The sequence below is a fragment of the Paenibacillus thiaminolyticus genome, assembly GCF_007066085.1.
GTDB classification, from domain to species: domain Bacteria; phylum Bacillota; class Bacilli; order Paenibacillales; family Paenibacillaceae; genus Paenibacillus_B; species Paenibacillus_B thiaminolyticus.
This window is the reverse complement of sequence record NZ_CP041405.1, coordinates 21,562-39,577: the sequence shown is the minus strand read 5'-3', so window position 1 is coordinate 39,577 and position 18,016 is coordinate 21,562. Positions and strand designations below refer to the sequence as shown.

The 18,016-nt window shown below is 39.7% G+C and carries 20 protein-coding genes and 1 pseudogene; 6 read left to right on the top strand and 15 right to left on the bottom strand.

Annotated features, from left to right (window positions below; translation table 11 throughout):
* Window positions 1–124: 124 nt before the first annotated feature.
* Together FLT43_RS29835 and FLT43_RS00210 are read right to left on the bottom strand one after the other, a co-directional pair.
* Entirely contained in the window at window positions 125–352 is a 228-nt protein-coding gene (locus tag FLT43_RS29835) for a GNAT family N-acetyltransferase (RefSeq protein ID WP_315971114.1), read from the bottom strand.
* A gap of 121 nt (window positions 353–473) precedes the next feature.
* Window positions 474–938 (bottom strand): annotated as a pseudogene (locus FLT43_RS00210) (shikimate kinase); the annotation flags it as partial.
* Window positions 939–983: 45 nt separating this feature from the next.
* Here FLT43_RS00210 and FLT43_RS00205 point away from each other — a divergent pair.
* Window positions 984–1,244, top strand: a complete 261-nt coding sequence (locus tag FLT43_RS00205) for a hypothetical protein (protein WP_087443890.1) — start codon at window positions 984–986, stop codon at window positions 1,242–1,244.
* Between the two features lie 602 nt (window positions 1,245–1,846).
* On the opposite strand, the gene FLT43_RS00195 is transcribed toward FLT43_RS00205, so the two are convergent.
* The 7 genes from FLT43_RS00195 to FLT43_RS00170 all read right to left on the bottom strand — a co-directional run bounded on the left by FLT43_RS00195 (window position 1,847) and on the right by FLT43_RS00170 (window position 6,556).
* Window positions 1,847–2,125, bottom strand: coding sequence for a hypothetical protein (locus FLT43_RS00195; RefSeq protein ID WP_087443891.1), 279 nt, complete (start codon window positions 2,123–2,125; stop codon window positions 1,847–1,849).
* Window positions 2,126–2,253: 128 nt separating this feature from the next.
* Window positions 2,254–2,706, bottom strand: coding sequence for a GNAT family N-acetyltransferase (locus tag FLT43_RS00190; RefSeq protein ID WP_087443892.1), 453 nt, complete (start codon window positions 2,704–2,706; stop codon window positions 2,254–2,256).
* Between the two features lie 237 nt (window positions 2,707–2,943).
* Window positions 2,944–3,798: an MBL fold metallo-hydrolase gene (locus FLT43_RS00185; RefSeq protein ID WP_087443893.1), complete on the bottom strand. Its 855-nt coding sequence runs from the start codon at window positions 3,796–3,798 to the stop codon at window positions 2,944–2,946.
* 289 nt (window positions 3,799–4,087) lie between these two features.
* The gene (locus FLT43_RS00180; RefSeq protein WP_087443894.1) at window positions 4,088–4,498 is read right to left on the bottom strand and encodes an NUDIX hydrolase; all 411 of its coding nucleotides are present in this window, start codon (window positions 4,496–4,498) and stop codon (window positions 4,088–4,090) included.
* A gap of 68 nt (window positions 4,499–4,566) precedes the next feature.
* On the bottom strand, window positions 4,567–5,061 hold the full coding sequence (locus FLT43_RS30700; RefSeq protein WP_373994928.1) for a DUF6933 domain-containing protein: 495 nt from the start codon (window positions 5,059–5,061) through the stop codon (window positions 4,567–4,569).
* Between the two features lie 78 nt (window positions 5,062–5,139).
* Window positions 5,140–6,003: an alpha/beta hydrolase gene (locus FLT43_RS00175; protein WP_087443896.1), complete on the bottom strand. Its 864-nt coding sequence runs from the start codon at window positions 6,001–6,003 to the stop codon at window positions 5,140–5,142.
* Between the two features lie 40 nt (window positions 6,004–6,043).
* On the bottom strand, window positions 6,044–6,556 hold the full coding sequence (locus FLT43_RS00170; RefSeq protein ID WP_244194293.1) for a GNAT family N-acetyltransferase: 513 nt from the start codon (window positions 6,554–6,556) through the stop codon (window positions 6,044–6,046).
* A gap of 32 nt (window positions 6,557–6,588) precedes the next feature.
* Between FLT43_RS00170 and FLT43_RS00165 the strand changes: the two genes are divergently transcribed.
* A complete protein-coding gene (locus FLT43_RS00165) occupies window positions 6,589–7,281 on the top strand; it encodes a metallophosphoesterase family protein (protein ID WP_087443897.1) in 693 nt (230 codons plus the stop codon).
* A gap of 210 nt (window positions 7,282–7,491) precedes the next feature.
* Here FLT43_RS00165 and FLT43_RS00160 read toward each other — a convergent pair whose 3' ends face one another.
* The 3 genes from FLT43_RS00160 to FLT43_RS00150 all read right to left on the bottom strand — a co-directional run bounded on the left by FLT43_RS00160 (window position 7,492) and on the right by FLT43_RS00150 (window position 10,308).
* Window positions 7,492–9,012, bottom strand: coding sequence for a serine hydrolase domain-containing protein (locus FLT43_RS00160; protein WP_087443898.1), 1,521 nt, complete (start codon window positions 9,010–9,012; stop codon window positions 7,492–7,494).
* A gap of 318 nt (window positions 9,013–9,330) precedes the next feature.
* Window positions 9,331–9,678, bottom strand: a complete 348-nt coding sequence (locus tag FLT43_RS30695; protein WP_115057786.1) for a serine hydrolase — start codon at window positions 9,676–9,678, stop codon at window positions 9,331–9,333.
* A gap of 168 nt (window positions 9,679–9,846) precedes the next feature.
* The gene (locus tag FLT43_RS00150; protein WP_087443899.1) at window positions 9,847–10,308 is read right to left on the bottom strand and encodes a GNAT family N-acetyltransferase; all 462 of its coding nucleotides are present in this window, start codon (window positions 10,306–10,308) and stop codon (window positions 9,847–9,849) included.
* Between the two features lie 415 nt (window positions 10,309–10,723).
* Here FLT43_RS00150 and FLT43_RS00145 point away from each other — a divergent pair, with 415 nt between their 5' ends.
* A complete protein-coding gene (locus tag FLT43_RS00145) occupies window positions 10,724–11,449 on the top strand; it encodes a CAP domain-containing protein (RefSeq protein ID WP_087443900.1) in 726 nt (241 codons plus the stop codon).
* Window positions 11,450–11,558: 109 nt separating this feature from the next.
* Here the strand turns inward: FLT43_RS00145 and FLT43_RS00140 are convergent, their stop codons facing one another.
* The 3 genes from FLT43_RS00140 to FLT43_RS00130 form a co-directional block, all read right to left on the bottom strand.
* On the bottom strand, window positions 11,559–13,883 hold the full coding sequence (locus FLT43_RS00140) for an ABC transporter permease (protein WP_087443901.1): 2,325 nt from the start codon (window positions 13,881–13,883) through the stop codon (window positions 11,559–11,561).
* Between the two features lie 2 nt (window positions 13,884–13,885).
* Window positions 13,886–14,590: an ABC transporter ATP-binding protein gene (locus FLT43_RS00135; RefSeq protein WP_087443902.1), complete on the bottom strand. Its 705-nt coding sequence runs from the start codon at window positions 14,588–14,590 to the stop codon at window positions 13,886–13,888.
* Between the two features lie 184 nt (window positions 14,591–14,774).
* Window positions 14,775–15,323, bottom strand: coding sequence for a histidine phosphatase family protein (locus FLT43_RS00130; protein ID WP_087443903.1), 549 nt, complete (start codon window positions 15,321–15,323; stop codon window positions 14,775–14,777).
* Window positions 15,324–15,511: 188 nt separating this feature from the next.
* Between FLT43_RS00130 and FLT43_RS00125 the strand changes: the two genes are divergently transcribed.
* The 3 genes from FLT43_RS00125 to FLT43_RS00115 are packed head-to-tail and all read left to right on the top strand — an operon-like array spanning window position 15,512 to window position 17,798.
* On the top strand, window positions 15,512–16,273 hold the full coding sequence (locus tag FLT43_RS00125) for a MerR family transcriptional regulator (protein ID WP_087443904.1): 762 nt from the start codon (window positions 15,512–15,514) through the stop codon (window positions 16,271–16,273).
* Between the two features lie 60 nt (window positions 16,274–16,333).
* Complete coding sequence (locus FLT43_RS00120) at window positions 16,334–17,068, top strand: ABC transporter ATP-binding protein (protein WP_087443905.1); 735 nt, start codon at window positions 16,334–16,336, stop codon at window positions 17,066–17,068.
* Entirely contained in the window at window positions 17,055–17,798 is a 744-nt protein-coding gene (locus FLT43_RS00115) for an ABC transporter permease (protein ID WP_087443906.1), read from the top strand. Before FLT43_RS00120 ends, FLT43_RS00115 begins: the two co-directional genes overlap by 14 nt.
* Window positions 17,799–18,016 lie beyond the last annotated feature (218 nt).

Genomic DNA, 18,016 nt, shown 5'->3' with positions numbered 1-18,016 from the left:
TCATTCATTTTTACGGCCGTAAGTCCCCTAGGCAGATATGCATCTATATTCAAACTATTGCTTTCGCTATCAAATTCGGCCTTACCTGATTGACAAGGAGTACGCCCGATAATCTATTCCAACATTAATTCCATGGGTTCTTTACATGCTTATATCCATTTCGTTCATAAAACTCTATACTCCATTCACTTGGCCAAAAGATGATGAATTCAAATTCATTCTTCCTTGACCACCGTTCAATCTGTCTAAGCATCTGGCTTCCTAATCCCTTTCCCCGATGTTCCGGCAATGTATATACGTTTGTCATATATGTAAATGGATTTGTCTTCCTCCCAGGTCTAGGTATATTCATCTTCTTCAATCGGAGCTCTCCCTATATTCATTCGTAAAATCCCATCTCATTCGAATAAGCTGATCAACATCTTCATTTGTTGCCAATCGAATGTTCATCGTGTTCCTCCTCGGAAGCTTTTCTAAAGATCAAGTTCTTCCTTTATCATCTTAGCTACAATGTTTGGATCAATATGAGTGTTATTGATTCTTATATAATTCTTCTTTGCTATTTCTCCGGGATATGAATTTAATCGATGCCTCTCATTTGTATCTATTAAATCTTTTTCCGATCTTTGAATATCTCTTTTTGTAGGCTTATGTTTGAGCCTGTTTTCGGTTTTATTCCGCTTAAGTCTCTCTTCGTAATCTGCTTCTAATTCAACTAAATAGACAGTTCCGCCCCTTGATTCAAATATCTCTGTGATTCGATCAATATAGTCCCAGTCATTTTTGAGGTCTAGCCCCCATACATAGGTAAAGATCAAGCCTGGCAGATCGCTTTTGGAAACTTCCTCAAAAATTTCACGACGAATCAAATTGACTAATCGCTTCCCAGAAGGAGTTCCATAATCAAAAAATTGGGATACGAAAGCAATCGACATATAGGGTTGTACAATTGATTTATCAGGTCTTTTCGGAGGTGTTCATATATGAAATGGGTAAATATCCGTGATGTTTATCCCGAGCGTTGGGTTCTAGTTGAAGCTCTGGCTGCTCATTCAAATAATCACAAGAGAACGATTGAGGAAATGTCTGTAATTTGTGAATATGACAACCCTAAATATGCCTGGGCTTCCTATAAAAAACTTCATCGGTCAGAGCCCGCTAGAGAACTCTATGTGTTCTACACCGGAAATGAATGTATTGAAGTCATTGAACAGCCCTTTAGCGGAATTAGAGGCCTTCAATGAAAATCCATCTTATAAATGGTCTTCCTATTGTCTCTCTCTTTATCTTATAAGAATAAATCAACTCTTCTACATAATGTCTTACTGGATACCGGTTGCTCCACCACAATCTTCGATACTGATCTCGTTGAACCTATTGGCTTAGATATAGACTTTATTAACGGAAAATCGGTGCGGATGTATGGAGTTGGTGGCTTAAGCGAATTATGTTACTAACAGATTGTCTCAAATCTCTCTATTGATAGCATCCTTCTTAAAGACTTCACAATTCAACTAGGACTTACTAAAGAACCCTATGGTTTCGATGCTATATTAGGTGTCCATTTTCTTTATACCTATGGTTTAATAGATTTTGAGAATTTAGTTGTTTCATAAAAGCTTAACGAACTTGCGTATAACGTTCGTGTATATCTACGAACCCGTGAGGCTTAAAGGATGTAAGCTACTTAGGTGCGACGGAGTTCACCTCGCAGGGTTGCTCGCTGATTCAACTTTTCTGCCTATTGCATCTTACGATCCAAGGGCGTAGCCCGCAGCTTAGTTACGGTATTATCAGATGGCCGAGACTTCTCTGAAAAACGAAATGAATAATCTTTATCAGGATTTTATTTCTGATCAATACACTGCACTTTGTTTTTGTTATTCTTACTTAGATCTCGATATAAGGCTAGAAATAGTAATATTCCAATAATCATAAACAGAATACCAGTAACATAAGGAGCTATTAGCATTGTTGCTTCCATAGCCAATGAAAACTTTCCAGGCGGGTCACTCCATCCAGGCATATTAGGCGCGTAATTGGCTATTGCCATATGTACCATTCCGAATAAAATAACTCCAGATATTAAAAAAATTGATCCAGCAGATAGAAGTAATTTATTCACTAATGTCCCCCTTTCATGTTTGATTGGTTTAGATGGTTTTATCCGAACCCTACCGACTTCAGGCCGTCAGACTGGGAGCCTGCGCTTAGTCGGCGCAGGGTTGTCCGTAGATTTCACCTGCAATTATCTTATAATTTCAAGCAATAAAGAACTTCGTCGTCTACGATTTTACCTGTATTTTCAAATGCAAATTCTTCATATAGTTTTTTTGCGGAATGGTTTTCTGGGTCAAACGATAAATATATTTCTGAGCATTCCTTGTTCTTACTCATCTCTTTAATGATGAGACTTAGTGCCTTTCTACCGAATCCTTGACGTTGAAATTTATAATCAATCATAATACGGCATAATTCAAAACATTTATCCTCCTCTGAATACCCATACATTGTAAATCCCACCATAGTATCTTCACTATAAATTGCTTTTATTATCCATCCTTTTTCTATCTTTGATTGGGCAATCGATACTGCATTTGAAGCTACAAATTTCTCTACAAGGTAATGATTTTTATCAGGATCAGTCGTTAGAAAAATACATTCTTGCCAGTTCGTTTCGTCTATGTCCTTTAATACTACTTCCACGAGATCGCCTTCTTTCTAATGTGTTAGGTAATTGCAGATAACGTTCGTGTATCTACGAACCCTCACCGACTTAAGACCGTCAGGCTGGGAATCATGCGCTTAGTCGGTGCAGGGTTCTCTGCTGAATGTACTTCTTTGAATTGCCTCTTGCAGACCAAGGACCGAACGGTCCGCAGCATAGATACGGTGTTACGTGTTATAGGATGTCAGCAACCTCATCGATCCACTTTTATTCTGTTAATTTCTATTCTGATTTAATATATGATCGTTAACAAAAGCTTTTAAAAAGAAAAGTTCATTCTCATTAGGATACCTATTATTATCTTGCTCAAAACACTCTATAGCTCTGTCTAAAGATATGGATTTTGCGGCTCTGCTGCTGGAGATGAGCTCTTGCCAAAATACATTCATCTCATTAATATCACAAATTGATTCATGACCAAGTAAGAAATGATTCGCATCATACTTTTGAATATCCTCGATCATCGGCAGCAACCGAGATTGTTTGTAATGAAATAATGAATTAGTCGTTGTTCCATAAGCACTGTCTCCTAAAAAAATGACTTTTTCATCCGGTATATAAACGATTGTGGAATCATCAGTATGAGTACTTCTAATTCTTTCAAGAATACAAACCTTATTCCCCAAATCAATATGGAGAGACCCTTCGAAAACTATATCTGGAGTGTTTAATTTAAAAGAGTCCCTCTCCGGTATTTCATTCTGTATAATCTCCATACACTGTAAAGTCATCTTATTGGAATCTACATATTCTTTGAGAGAACGATCATCATAAGAATAGCTTCGCCACTCATTCATCCGTTGATGAGTTAGACGATTAACAATGATCGCAGCATTGAATTCATTCATCCCTAAGAAATGATCCCAATGCGCATGAGTGATGACCAAATATTTAACGGGCGGAACATTTAAAGTTTCTATTTCATGTAAAAAATCTTTAGCATGTTGAACTGAATTTCCGCCGTCAATTACAAGGCTATATTTATCCCCGCACACTAATCCTAATGTCGGTCTTTCTTTATCATTTTGGTTAGATAAATAATAGATAGATTTCCCTATTTTATTTAGCATGTCAAATCTCCTCTATAGTTAATAATAGCTTTTCAATCGTACAGAGAAAATCTGCATGCTACTTTTCGGTTAACATATAGATTTTCTCATTTTATTTTTTTACCAATGGAATCACCTCCTTTTCGCTGATTTCCTATAATGTTGGTATGTGTTCCGGAACACTTATGTACGTCACCCGGGGCTTAGCCAGAACCAGTGCAGGTGTCGTCTGAATTCGCATCATCGAAAATCCACTTAGCGACACGGTTACTATCTGAAGTCTTATGACTTCTTCGAAACATTTCTCTGTTTAATTAAAGATTATTACAAATGGGTGTAATTCTGTGTTCATCACATGTTCGATTTCTATCTTAAATTCTTCTTTCTCGATTTGATTTATTGCCTCTTCCTTCTCGAAGTAGTCAACTTCAATACTCTCAATGCTAGTACAAAGCTCCCCTCCAATTACGGTTCCCGTCCACCAAGTGTTAATGATTGACTTGCTGACTTCTTGACTAATCCCACAAAACTTACTTATTTCTATATCAAGACCTGTTTCTTCTTTAATTTCTCTAATTAGTGCATTTTTAATATTTTCTTTTTCTTCAATGTGTCCTCCTGGCAATTCCCATCCTCTCTTTGGATTTCTTATTAGCACGATTTGATTTTGATCATTATATATGACGGCTCCTGCTGTTACTTGATGCTTTGGGAATGACATTTATGATCCTCCTTGCATTTATAGTCGATATGTAATGCCAGTGCCTCCCTCGATACATTCAGAAAGTTTTATGAATATTTGGTTTCCAGGGTTTGCTTGAATACTTTAATAGGTTCTTCATAATTAATTGGTTTATACATCAGCGAGTTTAACCAAGCACACAGATCAAACGTATGGTCAAACTCCGCGCTTTTACAATAAAATGACATTTCATTCATGGTTCCAAGAACACTCTTAGCATTTGTTTTGCCTATGCTTACTTCCCCTGCTTCAAATAAATATTGATTGATTAGACTTCTTTTCACTCCTTCTAACAGTAAATATTCTTTCAGTTCGGATATAAACTTCTCTTGCAATTTGACTACTTGGGAACTCCTGATGCCATTAACGATTAAACATAAGCGACTAGAATCATTAACAAATATGATGTGCTTTCTCCTGAGTTGCAAAATATTCACATGCCAACTAAACAGAGGGTCTGTCTCCCCTAATTCAACAGGAGCTTTAGCTGCCGGCCGCGACGCGGTTAGGTTCGCAGGGGTGTCCGCCGCTCCCCCGTAAATGCCTCGGGCGGACCGAGGGCCCTATGCCCCGGTGCGTGAACATTGTGCTCGCTGACGTGCGGTACTTCTTCGAATCACTTACACCAAATAGGCTTTAAGGAAATCCAAGACGTCATGAAATGCTCTTTGCACAGATGGCTCTTTAAAATTACGATCGAAAACGTGATCCGCACCTTCCATTGTAATGAGTTTAGAGTAAACTCCCTTTCCCTTGAGCTTCTCATGCATAATTACAGATTGTTCATAGGGAACATCCGTATCTTGATCCCCATGAAGAAATAATGTGGGTGGATAGTCTGCCGAAACATTATTTATTGGATTAAATTGGGTTAGTTTATCTAAATCATTCATACGATCCATTCCTGTTACTTCTTGAATCCAAACCCCTTGTTGGCGGCAATAAAGATAAAACTCAAATCTATTCCACTTACCAGCGGTTAGTTCTTCATCACCTATTTGCTTTATTGCGGATCCTCTAGTAATCATCGGTTTCTTGCAGTAAAACTCACTAGGCTGAGCATACCACTCACCTAGAATATCTCCATATCCGTAGAATGAGACAATGGCTTTAGGTTTTATATCCATTGTTCCCGTTAATAAACTCAGGTAACCGCCTGCGGAACTACCCATTACCGCAATATTCTCGATGTCAAAATCATACCATTCTGTTGCTGTTGTTCTCACCCAATCCAATGCATCTCTAATATCTTCTATAATACATTCAAATTCTGTTTCTGGTGCTAGCCGGTAATCAATATTAACCAAACTGAACCCTGAATGGGTAAAAAACTCGATTTGTTCTGAGGAAAGCATTTCTCTGCCGCCGAAAATCAATGCTCCTCCATGAATGTACACAATAACCGGCGAATTCGCGCCCTGGTAATAAATATCTGCATATATTGAACAGTTATTAACTTGTTTATATATTCTTGTTTCTTTCATTGCTTCATCTCCGTTTCGCTTTAACGTATTTCTTCCTTGATTATACATCTGACAACCAAGGGGCGGTAGCCACGCAGCGTGTCCCATCTAAAAAAAGTACAGAAGCCTTCGGATAATATCCTACCCGGTAAGCCACTCTCTGTGAGGCGATATTACTTGAGATAACATCGTAAAGTGGTACACGACCACGATTTAATACTTCAAAAGTTAGGCAGTTTACAAGATAAGTTGCCAATCCCAAATGACGGTATCCAGGAAGTACCTCTATACCAATTTGCCACATCTTTGTACATACATTACACGCCCCTGCCATGCCAACAATTTTACCATTTTTCTTGGCAAGTATGACCAATACAGTATGATAGGGATGAGTCATATCAGATATAATTGCATTATCAAATCCTTCGAGCCCCAACAACTTGGAAACTTCATCCTTCCCAACCACTTCATACGAAAAATTGGCCGGCGGTGACATCGGCTTTATTTTTCCGAGTTCAGGAAGAAAATGCAAGTAAAGTCCTCTGATGAATGGTAAAGAAAATATAGTAGCCAATATCTCTCATACAGTGCAGGTGGGGTGAGATAATGAAAATCGCTGCGGTTTATGATATTCATGGTAATTATCATGCTTTAAAATCTGTATTTCACGAACTTGAAGAAGAGGATGTAGAGAAAGTTATAATTGGTGGGGATTTATCTTGGGGACCGCAACCACGAGAAGTTATGGATTTCCTTTACTCACAAAAAGAAAAATTTATTTTTATCATGGGTAATAGTGATAGAGAGATGTATGAATACTACCTGAATCCAAAACACCCTGAAGATTTTGTTGATGAGATGAATTGCTGGTGTGTTGAACAGCTTACCAAGGAACAATTAGAATGGATTGTGTCTTTTCGTAAGTTTTATGAAATTGAAGGTAAATTATTTGTTCATGGATCTCCAAGAAGTGATACAGAGTCAATACGAGTTGACACTCCAGAAAGTGAAGTTTATGAAATGATAAAAGGAATTGAACAAGATAAAATGATATGTGGTCATACGCATATTCAATTTGTTCGTGAAATTTATGATAAACAGATAATTAATGCAGGAAGTGTAGGTTTACAAAGCAGAGCTAAAGGTGCTTGCTGGTTATTACTTAATGACGAAGAAATTCAATTAAAGGTTACTAAGTACGACTTTCAAAAAGCTGCTCATTCCATTTTAGCAGGAGAGTGCCCATATAAAGAAGACTTTGCAGAACACATCTTAAATCCACCATACGAAGGGCCATAATTTTCTAGACAAACGGGGGGAGGGCATTAGTTAAACAGGACTTCGAAAAGTACACTGCATCTCGCGGAAAGAATGAATCATGGTATGAACACTGAAGAAGCTTTTCAGGCTTTTAATTGAAAAGCCTCTTCATTTATTACACCACAGACATGCGTATCAAGCGAACATATACGGATAGTCATTCTGAACGGCTTATCCCTATGGGTTCGCTCATCGCCCGTTCCCCCTTACGAAGAAAAGCAGCTTCAAGCACAGTATGATCGTAAATGCAGCAAATGTGCTCGTAAATATCTCTAGGCCCTGCACGATATCTGGATCTTTTTTATAGTCGTGCAATGAAGGCACCCCGATATTGACGGGAAGCAAAATGTAAATGTAATACATGAAACCAAAGAACAATGACAGGATAAGCAGTGGAATAGCCAGCTTTCTTCCATTGGGCTTACCGAAAACAAATCTTCTCCTTCCTTTCCATAAACCCCAACCGATCATTCCTGCTACGCATACCAACCCTAGGCCTATCAGCGCCGTGAGCATCACAATGAGCCTGGCGCTTAAACTTACGTGCGGAAAATCAGATGCAAGTAAAGGCTTGGGAGTTCCTCCTGCCACGATTCGGAATAGATTAAAACCGGAATGAAAAGTAATGTCTTGTTTGGAATTGGACAAAAGAACAAGACCAAAAGATTTGTCAGCAGAAAGAATCAGGATTGTCGTAAAACCCGGCAATCCGCCTTCCATATAAATATTATGAGGAAATACATGCCAGTTGAATCCTGCTCCATATTGATTAGGCATGAACATTTGATCAATGCTGTCTGATGAGATGGGCGAACTTCTATGTCCTTCACCATCATTCAATAAATTTACGATAAATTTCGCCAAGTCGCTAACATTGGACGATAATCCTGCTGAACCGGAGGTGGCATAGGACAATTCTTCCTTAAAGGGTTCTAGCTGTCCCCAGTGATAGCGATGTCCAGTCGCTGAATTGGACAGGTGACTCCCATCAAAAGCAAAATACCCGGTTCGTTCCATATCAAGCGAAACAAAAATATGCTGCTTCATGTATTGTGCAAATGGCTCCCCCGTAACTTCTTCGATCAGAATCTGCAGCAAATCCGTATTCATATTCGTATACTCAAATATTTCGCCTGGCTGTCCGGTCAATTGCACCTCGCTAATCTTGCGGATCATCTTATTGATCCGGTCTTGTTTATCGAGTGAAGTAATGTCATGTACATTCAGTCTGTCAGGCAAACCGCTTGAATGATTTAGCAAATGGCGTACCTTGATCTGGTTGGAAAGCGTAGCCTCTTTTGCCGAAAACCACGGTAGATAATGGACTACCGGCAGGTCAATATCCAGAATGCCCTTCTCATAAAGCTGCATGACAGCTAACGAAACGAATACTTTAGATAATGAGCCCAGCATAAAATTCGTTTGTTCATTCACCTTCGCAGAATCATCCCTTATATCCAACAAACCAAATCCCCTGGAATATAAAACACCCTTTTTGTCAACGAGTGCAAACGCCATACCCGGAATATGATGTGTCTTCATGTTCGTCTCTATTTCAATTTCGATCCGTTTGATTGTCTCATCTAAATGATTAATGTCAGCAAAAATCTCAGATGGATGAAATACAAGCAAAAAAATAAAAAGGCTTAAACCAAGCCATAATCTACATGTAAACCTTCTCACTTTCCACCTCACTAACTGATTCTTCACTATTAATTCCTATAGATAGATTCACTGACTGCATATAACGTTTTGTATTGACGACTGGAAGGCTAAGAGGAGCGCCACGGACTTATCCTCATGGGCTGTCTAATCACTACTTCGAATCGCATCTTGCAGACCAAGGCTCCGGTAGATGCCGCAGCGCGTACTAACAATATCATTAGCACAATTACACAGTGATAACCTGCTGCACCTGATGCATAATAGCACTTATCCTGATAGTACCATCCAAAAATACGGTTCTTATCTTGGGTATCCATTCGTAATTTTTCAATGAGCATAAAAACTTCAGGTGATACTAACTGATTATGATTTTATTAAACCTTTATTTAGATGTAAATTCCCCCACTGTGCCAGGTCTCTCACACTTGCATACAGATTTCTTTCATGGCCTTCATGTGACTCAATTCTAACGGATGCATAGCCGTCTGTAGCTTGAAAATCACAAACTAATTTTTCTTTAGGTACCGAAATCCACTCCGTGTCAGTTAAGTTCATCGGTTTACATATTCGTTCTGTAATTAGTTCAGCAATATTATATCCTGTAAGTTCTTTTATGAGGTCACACGCAACTTCCTCGCGTTCAATACGATTTGATCCAAAATATTTAGCACCTGATTTTGTTGCTGAATCTCTTATTATGGTATTGCCCAACTCGTATTCAGGGCATGAATATCATTCTGTTAAAATTTTGTTGTCCTGAATTATCACAATAGAAGCTGCTGAAGACCCGAACCTTTCGCTTTCTTCTTCAGTATATGTAATTAATGGTATAACTTTGTTATCAATTCATGTTGGCGCTGCCATGATTTCAACCTTCAATTAATTTTGAAAAAATTTACAAATGACTTCACCGTCTTGATTATTCTCCTGTTGGTTCACAAAGCCAATACTTTCATACAGCCGTTGAGCTGCCTTGTTGTCCTGTTCAACCGTTAAGGAGATCAGCCTGCATAGAGGATGAGTCTCGCGAATGAAATCAATGATCCTTCTCAATGCCAGCTTGCCGTATCCTTTTCCTTGGTATGATTTATCGATTTGGAACCCGCCAAGCCAGTAATTATCCGCGCTATTCGGTGTATAACTAATGTAGAAGAATCCTATCGCGACCTCTTCTTCATATATAAGGAAAGGATCCAGCGCCTCATCCCATGGCTTGATATACGCATACGTCAATGCTTCATAAATGCTAGGAACAAAAAGCACTTGCTCCTCATGAATCCTAATTTGAATGGCTTTCTCCCAATTATCCCGTGTGACGGGACATATAGATAGTTTTCTCATAGTTAGATCTCCTCATGTCTGTCCATCCATTCATATGCTAATATTGCTTACCTTTATTTGATACACGTTTATTTATAATTGGACATTACGATTGAATTGGAATGGGTCTGCCTTATACTCGCCATGGATTTTACCTTCTTATTCACATCAGTTTGCCCGTGTCGAACCACATAGATCATGATCCAGCCTCCTTTATGCATAACCATTCGACAACACGCTTTGTTTTCCTTTAGACCATAAGGCGTTTCCGGCGGAAGCGTGTAAGCTAACGGGTGCGCTGCATATTCCTCAAGGGCGCTTACAAACCGGTCATGCCGGTTTAAGGAGAAAAATCATAATGAGGAATAAGTAAAGGACATGCAGGAAATCCTAAATCCGGTAACTGCATGAATTAACGGACCTAGGAGGTTGGAAAATGGTAAGGTTTTTCGTCTTAGCAGTATTATTATTGGTCACAGGCTGTTCGGCCCAGAACAATATGATGCAAAAGCAAGCGACTCCTGAGCAAACACGAATTTCACCTCATGCTCATACTGCTGCGCCAAACTCTGTCCTCACACAAGCATCATCAACAGCTACGTCTGGGACAGAGAGATCATCTATTACAACAAAAGAAGCAGAAAATGGAGTTCCATTGGATTTGTTGGAGCTGATTCAAACACCGGCTGGAAATCCAGCAAACCAGGCACCTACAGGAAATCCTGAAACAAAGGAGCCGACAGGTTCAACAGGACAAGCACAGGAAGGTCTAAATGATACTAAGAATAATGATTCCTCCCAATTCGAGCAACAGGTTCTGGATCTAGTAAATCAAGAAAGATCCAAAACAGGGCTAAGTTCCTTGAGTATGAGTGAAGAATTGTCAAATATGGCTATGGTCAAGGCACAGGACATGTACAACAACAATTACTTTGATCATAATTCTCCAACACATGGATCCCCCTTCGATATGATGAAGAAATTCGGGATCACATACAATTCCGCTGGAGAAAACATCGCAAAAGGGCAACCCAGCCCTACCCAGGTTATGAATGATTGGATGAATAGCCCGAGCCACAAAGCAAATATACTGAATAATAGTTATACCCATATCGGTATTGCTTACTATAACAATACATGGGTCCAGGAATTTAAGGGATAACGCCTTTCATCTCCCCAACTAAAAAAGTATCAAAAACCCCCATGCGGGTTTTTGATACTTCTTGTGAGTCCTGCGCCAATCCGTAATCGCTTGTCGAGGGTTCACCATTTTATTCTATACTTTTTAATGATTCAGTCATATTTATTTTGCTAACTTTTCTCCTAAGCAGTAAGTTAGAGAGAATGGTAAGTAAGAACGCAAGAATAATGGAAACCAACATGATAAAAATGTTTAATTTATCTGGGATTTGTTGATGGGTACTAGACAGCACCTTTATAATCATTGAATACATATAGCTACTTAGCGGTAAAGCTACAAGTACTGCAAATGTGGTTAATATGATGTTTTCAAAAAAGATAAGCCGGTTTATTTTATTTTTTTGATAGCCTAATACCTTAAGTGTTGCAAGCTCACGGTTCCTTTCATAAATATTTATGGAAGATATCGTATAGATCGCGCCAAAGGAGAGTACGACGGCACAAATGATAAACATGATAAATACAAAACTGTTTTGCTTCAAAATATATTGAGCTGATTTCTTTAGATCATTTTTGTCTATAATTGTATCTACTTGAGGGTCTTGTTCAAAGAAGTTACGTACGCTTATAAGATCTGAAGAGCTATTTGATTCAACTAAAAGCGTGGATGGATTATATTCTATGTCAAAGCTCTTTACATAGGCTGGTGTACCATAAAACGACGGATTTGAATACTGATTAGATATTTTTATAACCTTCATATCTACAGTTTTATTCTGAAACTCTGGTGCTGTGAACTTGATTTGGATGGTATCCCCTTCTACAATGTGATATTTGTTGGCGTAAGATTTGGGTACCAGTACGCCATTATTTTCTAAAAATAACTTATTGTCATTTTCGTCAAAGAAATGAATGAGTTTGTTTTCTTTTTCCGTAACGACTAACGAGGCATTCTCTTTTTCACCATCTTTTATCAATTCAACAGGAAAGGTTGCTAAATCATAACGATTTGTAATACCGGAGGGTAGTTTTATCGAATCAGAAGATGTTCCCCTCGTATAATCTATTCGTAAATCATAGGAATAAACATCTTCAACTTGGCTAGCAACTTTTAACAAGGCTGCTTGTGTACCCAAAGCAGTTATCAATAAAGTCGTGCTTACAACAATACCAACTGAGCTTGCTATTGCTTTTTGTTTATTTAAAAATATATTTCTCAAAATGAGTTTATAACTATAGGAAATATGACTCCATAAACCCGGAATTCTCTCGATTAATAGCTTCTTCATCGTCTTTGGCGGTTTTGGACGCATAGCTTGAGCTGCGCGTTCTTTTAGTATGTTTCTACCGCTTAAGTAACATGCCAGCATTCCAAAAGCACTTGAGAAAATAATGGGAGGAATGATCGAAAATAAAGAAAGTGAGTATGTAATGTCTGGCAGAGAGAAGGACCTTGCACTCGACACAGTTACAAATGGAATAAACACACTAGCAGCAATGACACAACCTAAGATTGAGCCTACGATACCTGCCAGAACAGGATATCCCATGTAATGAAGCATGATGTTTCTGTCTTTTACACCCAAAGCCTTCATAATACCTACTTGATTTCTTTGCGAATCTATCATCATCGACATGGTAAGAAACAGGATAACAGCTGAAATCAAAAAGAGAACGAAAGGGATAACCTTACTCATCATCCCATTATTATAGATTGTTTGATTTATTTTAGAATAACTGAAAGTCCGTTCTTTACTAACTTGATCCAAATAAGGAAGCTGTTTAGTTTGTGCTTCAATTGATTTACCTAACTTGTCAATATCGTAACCTTCTTTAGCATCAATCATGATTTCATTATAGGTAAAGCCGTCTGCGATTTCTGGTATTGTCTCTTCAGCAATATAAGCTACTCCGAAGGTTTTATGGTCTTGTGTTTCATTCTTTTTGGCATGTTCAACATTCTCACCCAAGCCGCTAATGGTAAATGTAAAATTTTTTTCATTAGCACTTATACTGATTTGATCACCGACACGATACTGATGTTCTTTGGCATAATGGGAATCTAAGAAGATCTCATCCTTTTTTGTCGGGATATGCCCTTCAATCATAGAAAGCGTATTAATTTCATTTTGTACCGGGATCGAATGAATTTTTAATGTAGCTTTATAATCTTCAAAGGCTTGCGTGGCATCAAAGGTATAACGTCCCTCTATTTTATTAATCCCTTCAATTTTGCTTAAAGTAGCTACATCGTCTTTGGAAATTTGACTGTAATATACATTTAAGTCGCTTAAATGATGTTCTTTATAGTAATCCTTTACATAAGCACTAAGATTACCACTATAGGTGACTAACCCCGTATAGAAAAAAGCCCCTACTGCGATAACCAAAACTAAGGCTATAAATTGCCCTATCGATTGTTTAACATCCCTTAATAATTTTAAAAATAATTTCATAATTACCACTCGATCCCTTCAACACTTTGTTTTTCATCATTAATCGTAACGCTTTCGATCATTCCGCTTTTCACCTTAATAATTTTATCGGCCATAGGAGCGATTGCGGAATTATGGGTGACCAGAACGACGCACTTTTTCGTGTCCCTGTTCAAATCTTGAAGAAGCTTCAAGACAGACTTGCCTGTAACATAATCCAAAGCTCCGGTTGGTTCATCACAGAGTAAGAGTAAAGGATTTTTGGCCACAGCTCTCGCGATAGCGACTCGTTGCTGTTCTCCTCCAGACAGCTGGGAAGGGAAGTTTTTGATGCGATTCTTTAAGCCGACTTTATGTAGAATATCTTTCGCATCCAGGTGGTTTTTACATACTTCCGTGGCAAATTCAACATTCTCTAGCGCGTTTAAATTCGGAATTAAGTTATAGAATTGAAATACAAAGCCAACTTTCTCACCGCGATATGCTGTTAATTTTTTTTCGCTCAATCTTGTTATTTCTTGATCACCGACAAACACTTGACCGGAGGTAGCCGTGTCCATCCCGCCAAGTATATTCAAAATCGTACTTTTACCAGCACCGCTTGCTCCTAAAATGACGACGAATTCTCCCTCTGATATGGAAAAATCAACACCATCAAGAGCCTTGATTGGCACTTCTCCTATTTTGTATTCTTTCGTTACTGCCTTGAATTCGATTAACTTTTTCATTTATTACATCTCCTCGCTATCGTCATACGATACAGTAAGTGGTAACCTCCATAATATACCAAACGAAAAAAGCTGCATCCTGCAGCCGATGTATCTTGGCCTCGGTCTCCAGAAGGAGTTCGATCTGCCGCCAATAAAAAAAAACCAAGTGCCGCAACACTTGGTCCATACTCTACACCTTTATTTATAATTGGACATTACGATTGAATTGGAATGGGTATGCCTTATACTCGCCATTGCCTGAAGAGTATATCGAAATATTCCAATCGTCAGGAATCCCATTGAAATAGGCGCCAATGCATCCCGTGATGCATTTATGACCCGATATGAGGATATTCGCTTCCTGTAAATTGTCCTTCGCCATCATCTCGTTCATAAATGCAAATACTCTCTGCGCATAGCTGCGGGGATCTTCTACCCCTTTATAGACAGCAGGATCCGGAATGCCCCCCGACATTTTCACTTCGCTCTTCGGCAACCCATCCGCTTCCCCCAGATCATACACATTCAGCCTGGGATCGACAGCAGCTTGCATCCCCGTTGCAATCTCGGCTGTCTGCACAGCTCTTGCTTGTGGAGAAGAAAATACGTAATCAAACGTAATATGTTGAAGTGACTCTCTGAGATCCTCCGCTTGCTTGATCCCATTTTCATTTAAGGGCAGCCCGTTTCTCCCTTGGATCCTACCTTCTTTATTCACATCGGTTTGCCCGTGTCGAACCACATAGATCATGTTCCAGCCTCCTTTATGCATAACCATTCGACAACACGCTTTGTTTTCCTTTAGACACCAAAAAAGACAGCAGCAAATTTATTGTTTCCGTGAGGGAAGGCTCCCATTCGTGTTGGGGAAGCCTCCACTATAACACCAGACTTTTAGCGGATGCTATAATTGTTACACAATCGGAGGTGGCTGATGAAATGATTACCTATAAGACAGCAGAAATAGCGCGTTGCAACGGCATCCACCCCAATACGGTGCGTCTATATGAAGAACTTGCGCTAATCCCTACACCAGAGCGCAAACCTAACGGCTACCGCATTTTCACAGATTTTCACATGGAGCAAATCAAGCTGGTCAGAACCGCTTTACAGGTAGAAGTTCTGCAAAACGGACTGCGCAAAATGGCAATTGAGACCATTAAGACATCGGCTACCGGAAATTTTGACAAAGCCATCCAACTTGCAAAAAGTTATTTGCAGCAAATTAAAAAAGAACAAAGAAATGCCGAAGAAGCTATCGCTATTGCCGAGCAGTTACTATCGGGCCATGAACAAGAAATGGACCGCGTTGTTCTCACCAGACAGGAAACAGCCAACCACCTGCAAATTTCCATGGATACGCTAAGAAATTGGGAATCTAATGGGTTACTGACTGTGAAACGAAAGCAAAATGGCTATCGGGTGTATACCGATGAAGACCTTCAGCGGCTGAAAATCATACGTTCTCTGCGATGCGCGAATTATTCTCTTGCCGCGATTTTGCGGATGCTCTGCGCTCTATCCAGCAATCCCCAAGCAGATATCCGTAAAATAATTGATACCCCGAAAGAAGATGAGGACATCATTTCCGTGTGCGACAAGCTGCTTACTTCCCTGCAATATGCTGAAAAGAACGCATACGATATGCTTACCCGTCTGAAAAAAATGAAAAAGCGATTCAACACAAACCCTACACTTTAACACCAGACTTAAGCCTGGTGTTATTCTTTTTTCATAGTATAAAAAGGAGGGTTTCGCAGCGTGAAAACAACAATCCAGGTAAATCAATTGAGTAAGTCTTATGCCGCTCTCAATGCAGTAGAAAATATCGATTTTTCCGTTAGCCAGGGGGAAGTATTCGGTTTGCTCGGAGCTAACGGTGCGGGAAAAAGCACCACCATTGAGTGCATGCTGGGCACAAAAAAACATGACCGCGGGACGATATCTATTTTGGGGATGGATCCGCAAAAAGACCGCAAAAAGCTGTTTGAGAGAGTCGGTGTTCAATTTCAAGAGGCTCATTATCAAGACAAAATAACGGTAGCCGAGCTTTGTGAGGTTACGCAGTCCCTTTACAAGACTTCTTTACATTACACGGATTTAATAAAGCAGTTCGGACTTTCAGAAAAATTAAAAAGCCAGGTAAGCGAACTTTCGGGGGGGCAAAAGCAGCGCTTATTCATTGTCCTTGCGTTGATTCCAAATCCCGAGGTTGTGTTTTTGGACGAACTGACCACCGGACTGGATACAAGAGCGAGGCGTGATGTTTGGAGATCTCTTTCTGATTTAAAGGCGAAAGGACTGACCATCCTGTTGACCTCTCATTTTATGGACGAGGTAGAAGCTCTGTGTGACAAAATCATGATTTTAAAAAACGGGAAAAGCATCTTTTATGGAACTGTGCAGGAAGCCGTTTCAGCCAGCCCTTATGAAAAATTGGAGGATGCCTATCTCTGGCATACGGACGGGGAGGAAGAAGAGAATGAAAGCATTTAGCACTCTGCTCAAAACGGAGCTCAAGTTATCCCTGCGTGGGATGGACATGTTCATTTTTGCCATTTGCATGCCTGTTGCAGTCGTGATCATTCTTGGTGCTGTTTTTGGCAATAAGCCAGCCTTCGATAGTGCGAACTATACCTTTCTGGAGCAATCCTTTGGAGCAGTGGCATCGATTGCCATCTGTGCTGGTGGAGTAATGGGACTTCCTTTAGTCATATCCGACTACCGCCATAAGAAAATCTTGAAGCGGTTCAAGGTAACGCCGACCAGTCCTTCCCTTATTTTAGCGGTACAGGTTGTCATCTACGCGCTTTATTCCATCATTTCTCTCCTCCTTGTTTATGCTACGGCAACGATTTTCTTTGGGTACCAATTGAACGGGTCGTGGTCCCACTTTATAGGTTCATACCTATTGGTGATGCTCTCTATGTTCAGCATAGGACTGCTGGTAGGTGGAATAGCGCCAAACAGTAAAATAGCAGGTATCTTAGCCAGTGTGTTATATTTTCCAATGATCATCTTTTCGGGTGCTACCTTACCTTATGAGGTTATGCCCAAGGCACTTCAAAAAGCAGCCGATATACTCCCGCTGACACAGGGCATTAAGCTGATGAAAGCTGCTTCGCTTGGCTTGCCTATCCAGAGTGTTCTACTTCCGGTTATCGTGATGATTCTACTTGTGATAATCTGCACTAGCGTTTCGCTTCGATTTTTCAAGTGGGAATAGCAGCCGAAGGATATTTCACGGAAAACGATACGACGCCCCACCACCTTACGTCCACGAATTGACTGGCCGCGGCGCGGTTTGGTGGTGGGGTGATCGTTATGTACGAGATGAGTCACACCTTTTTCTTCCCTGGATATCTGACCTACCATATGAATAGCATCCAGAGTGATGCTTACTAATAAAAGATCAGGACTAAGATCACCAGACGATAGGGGTTT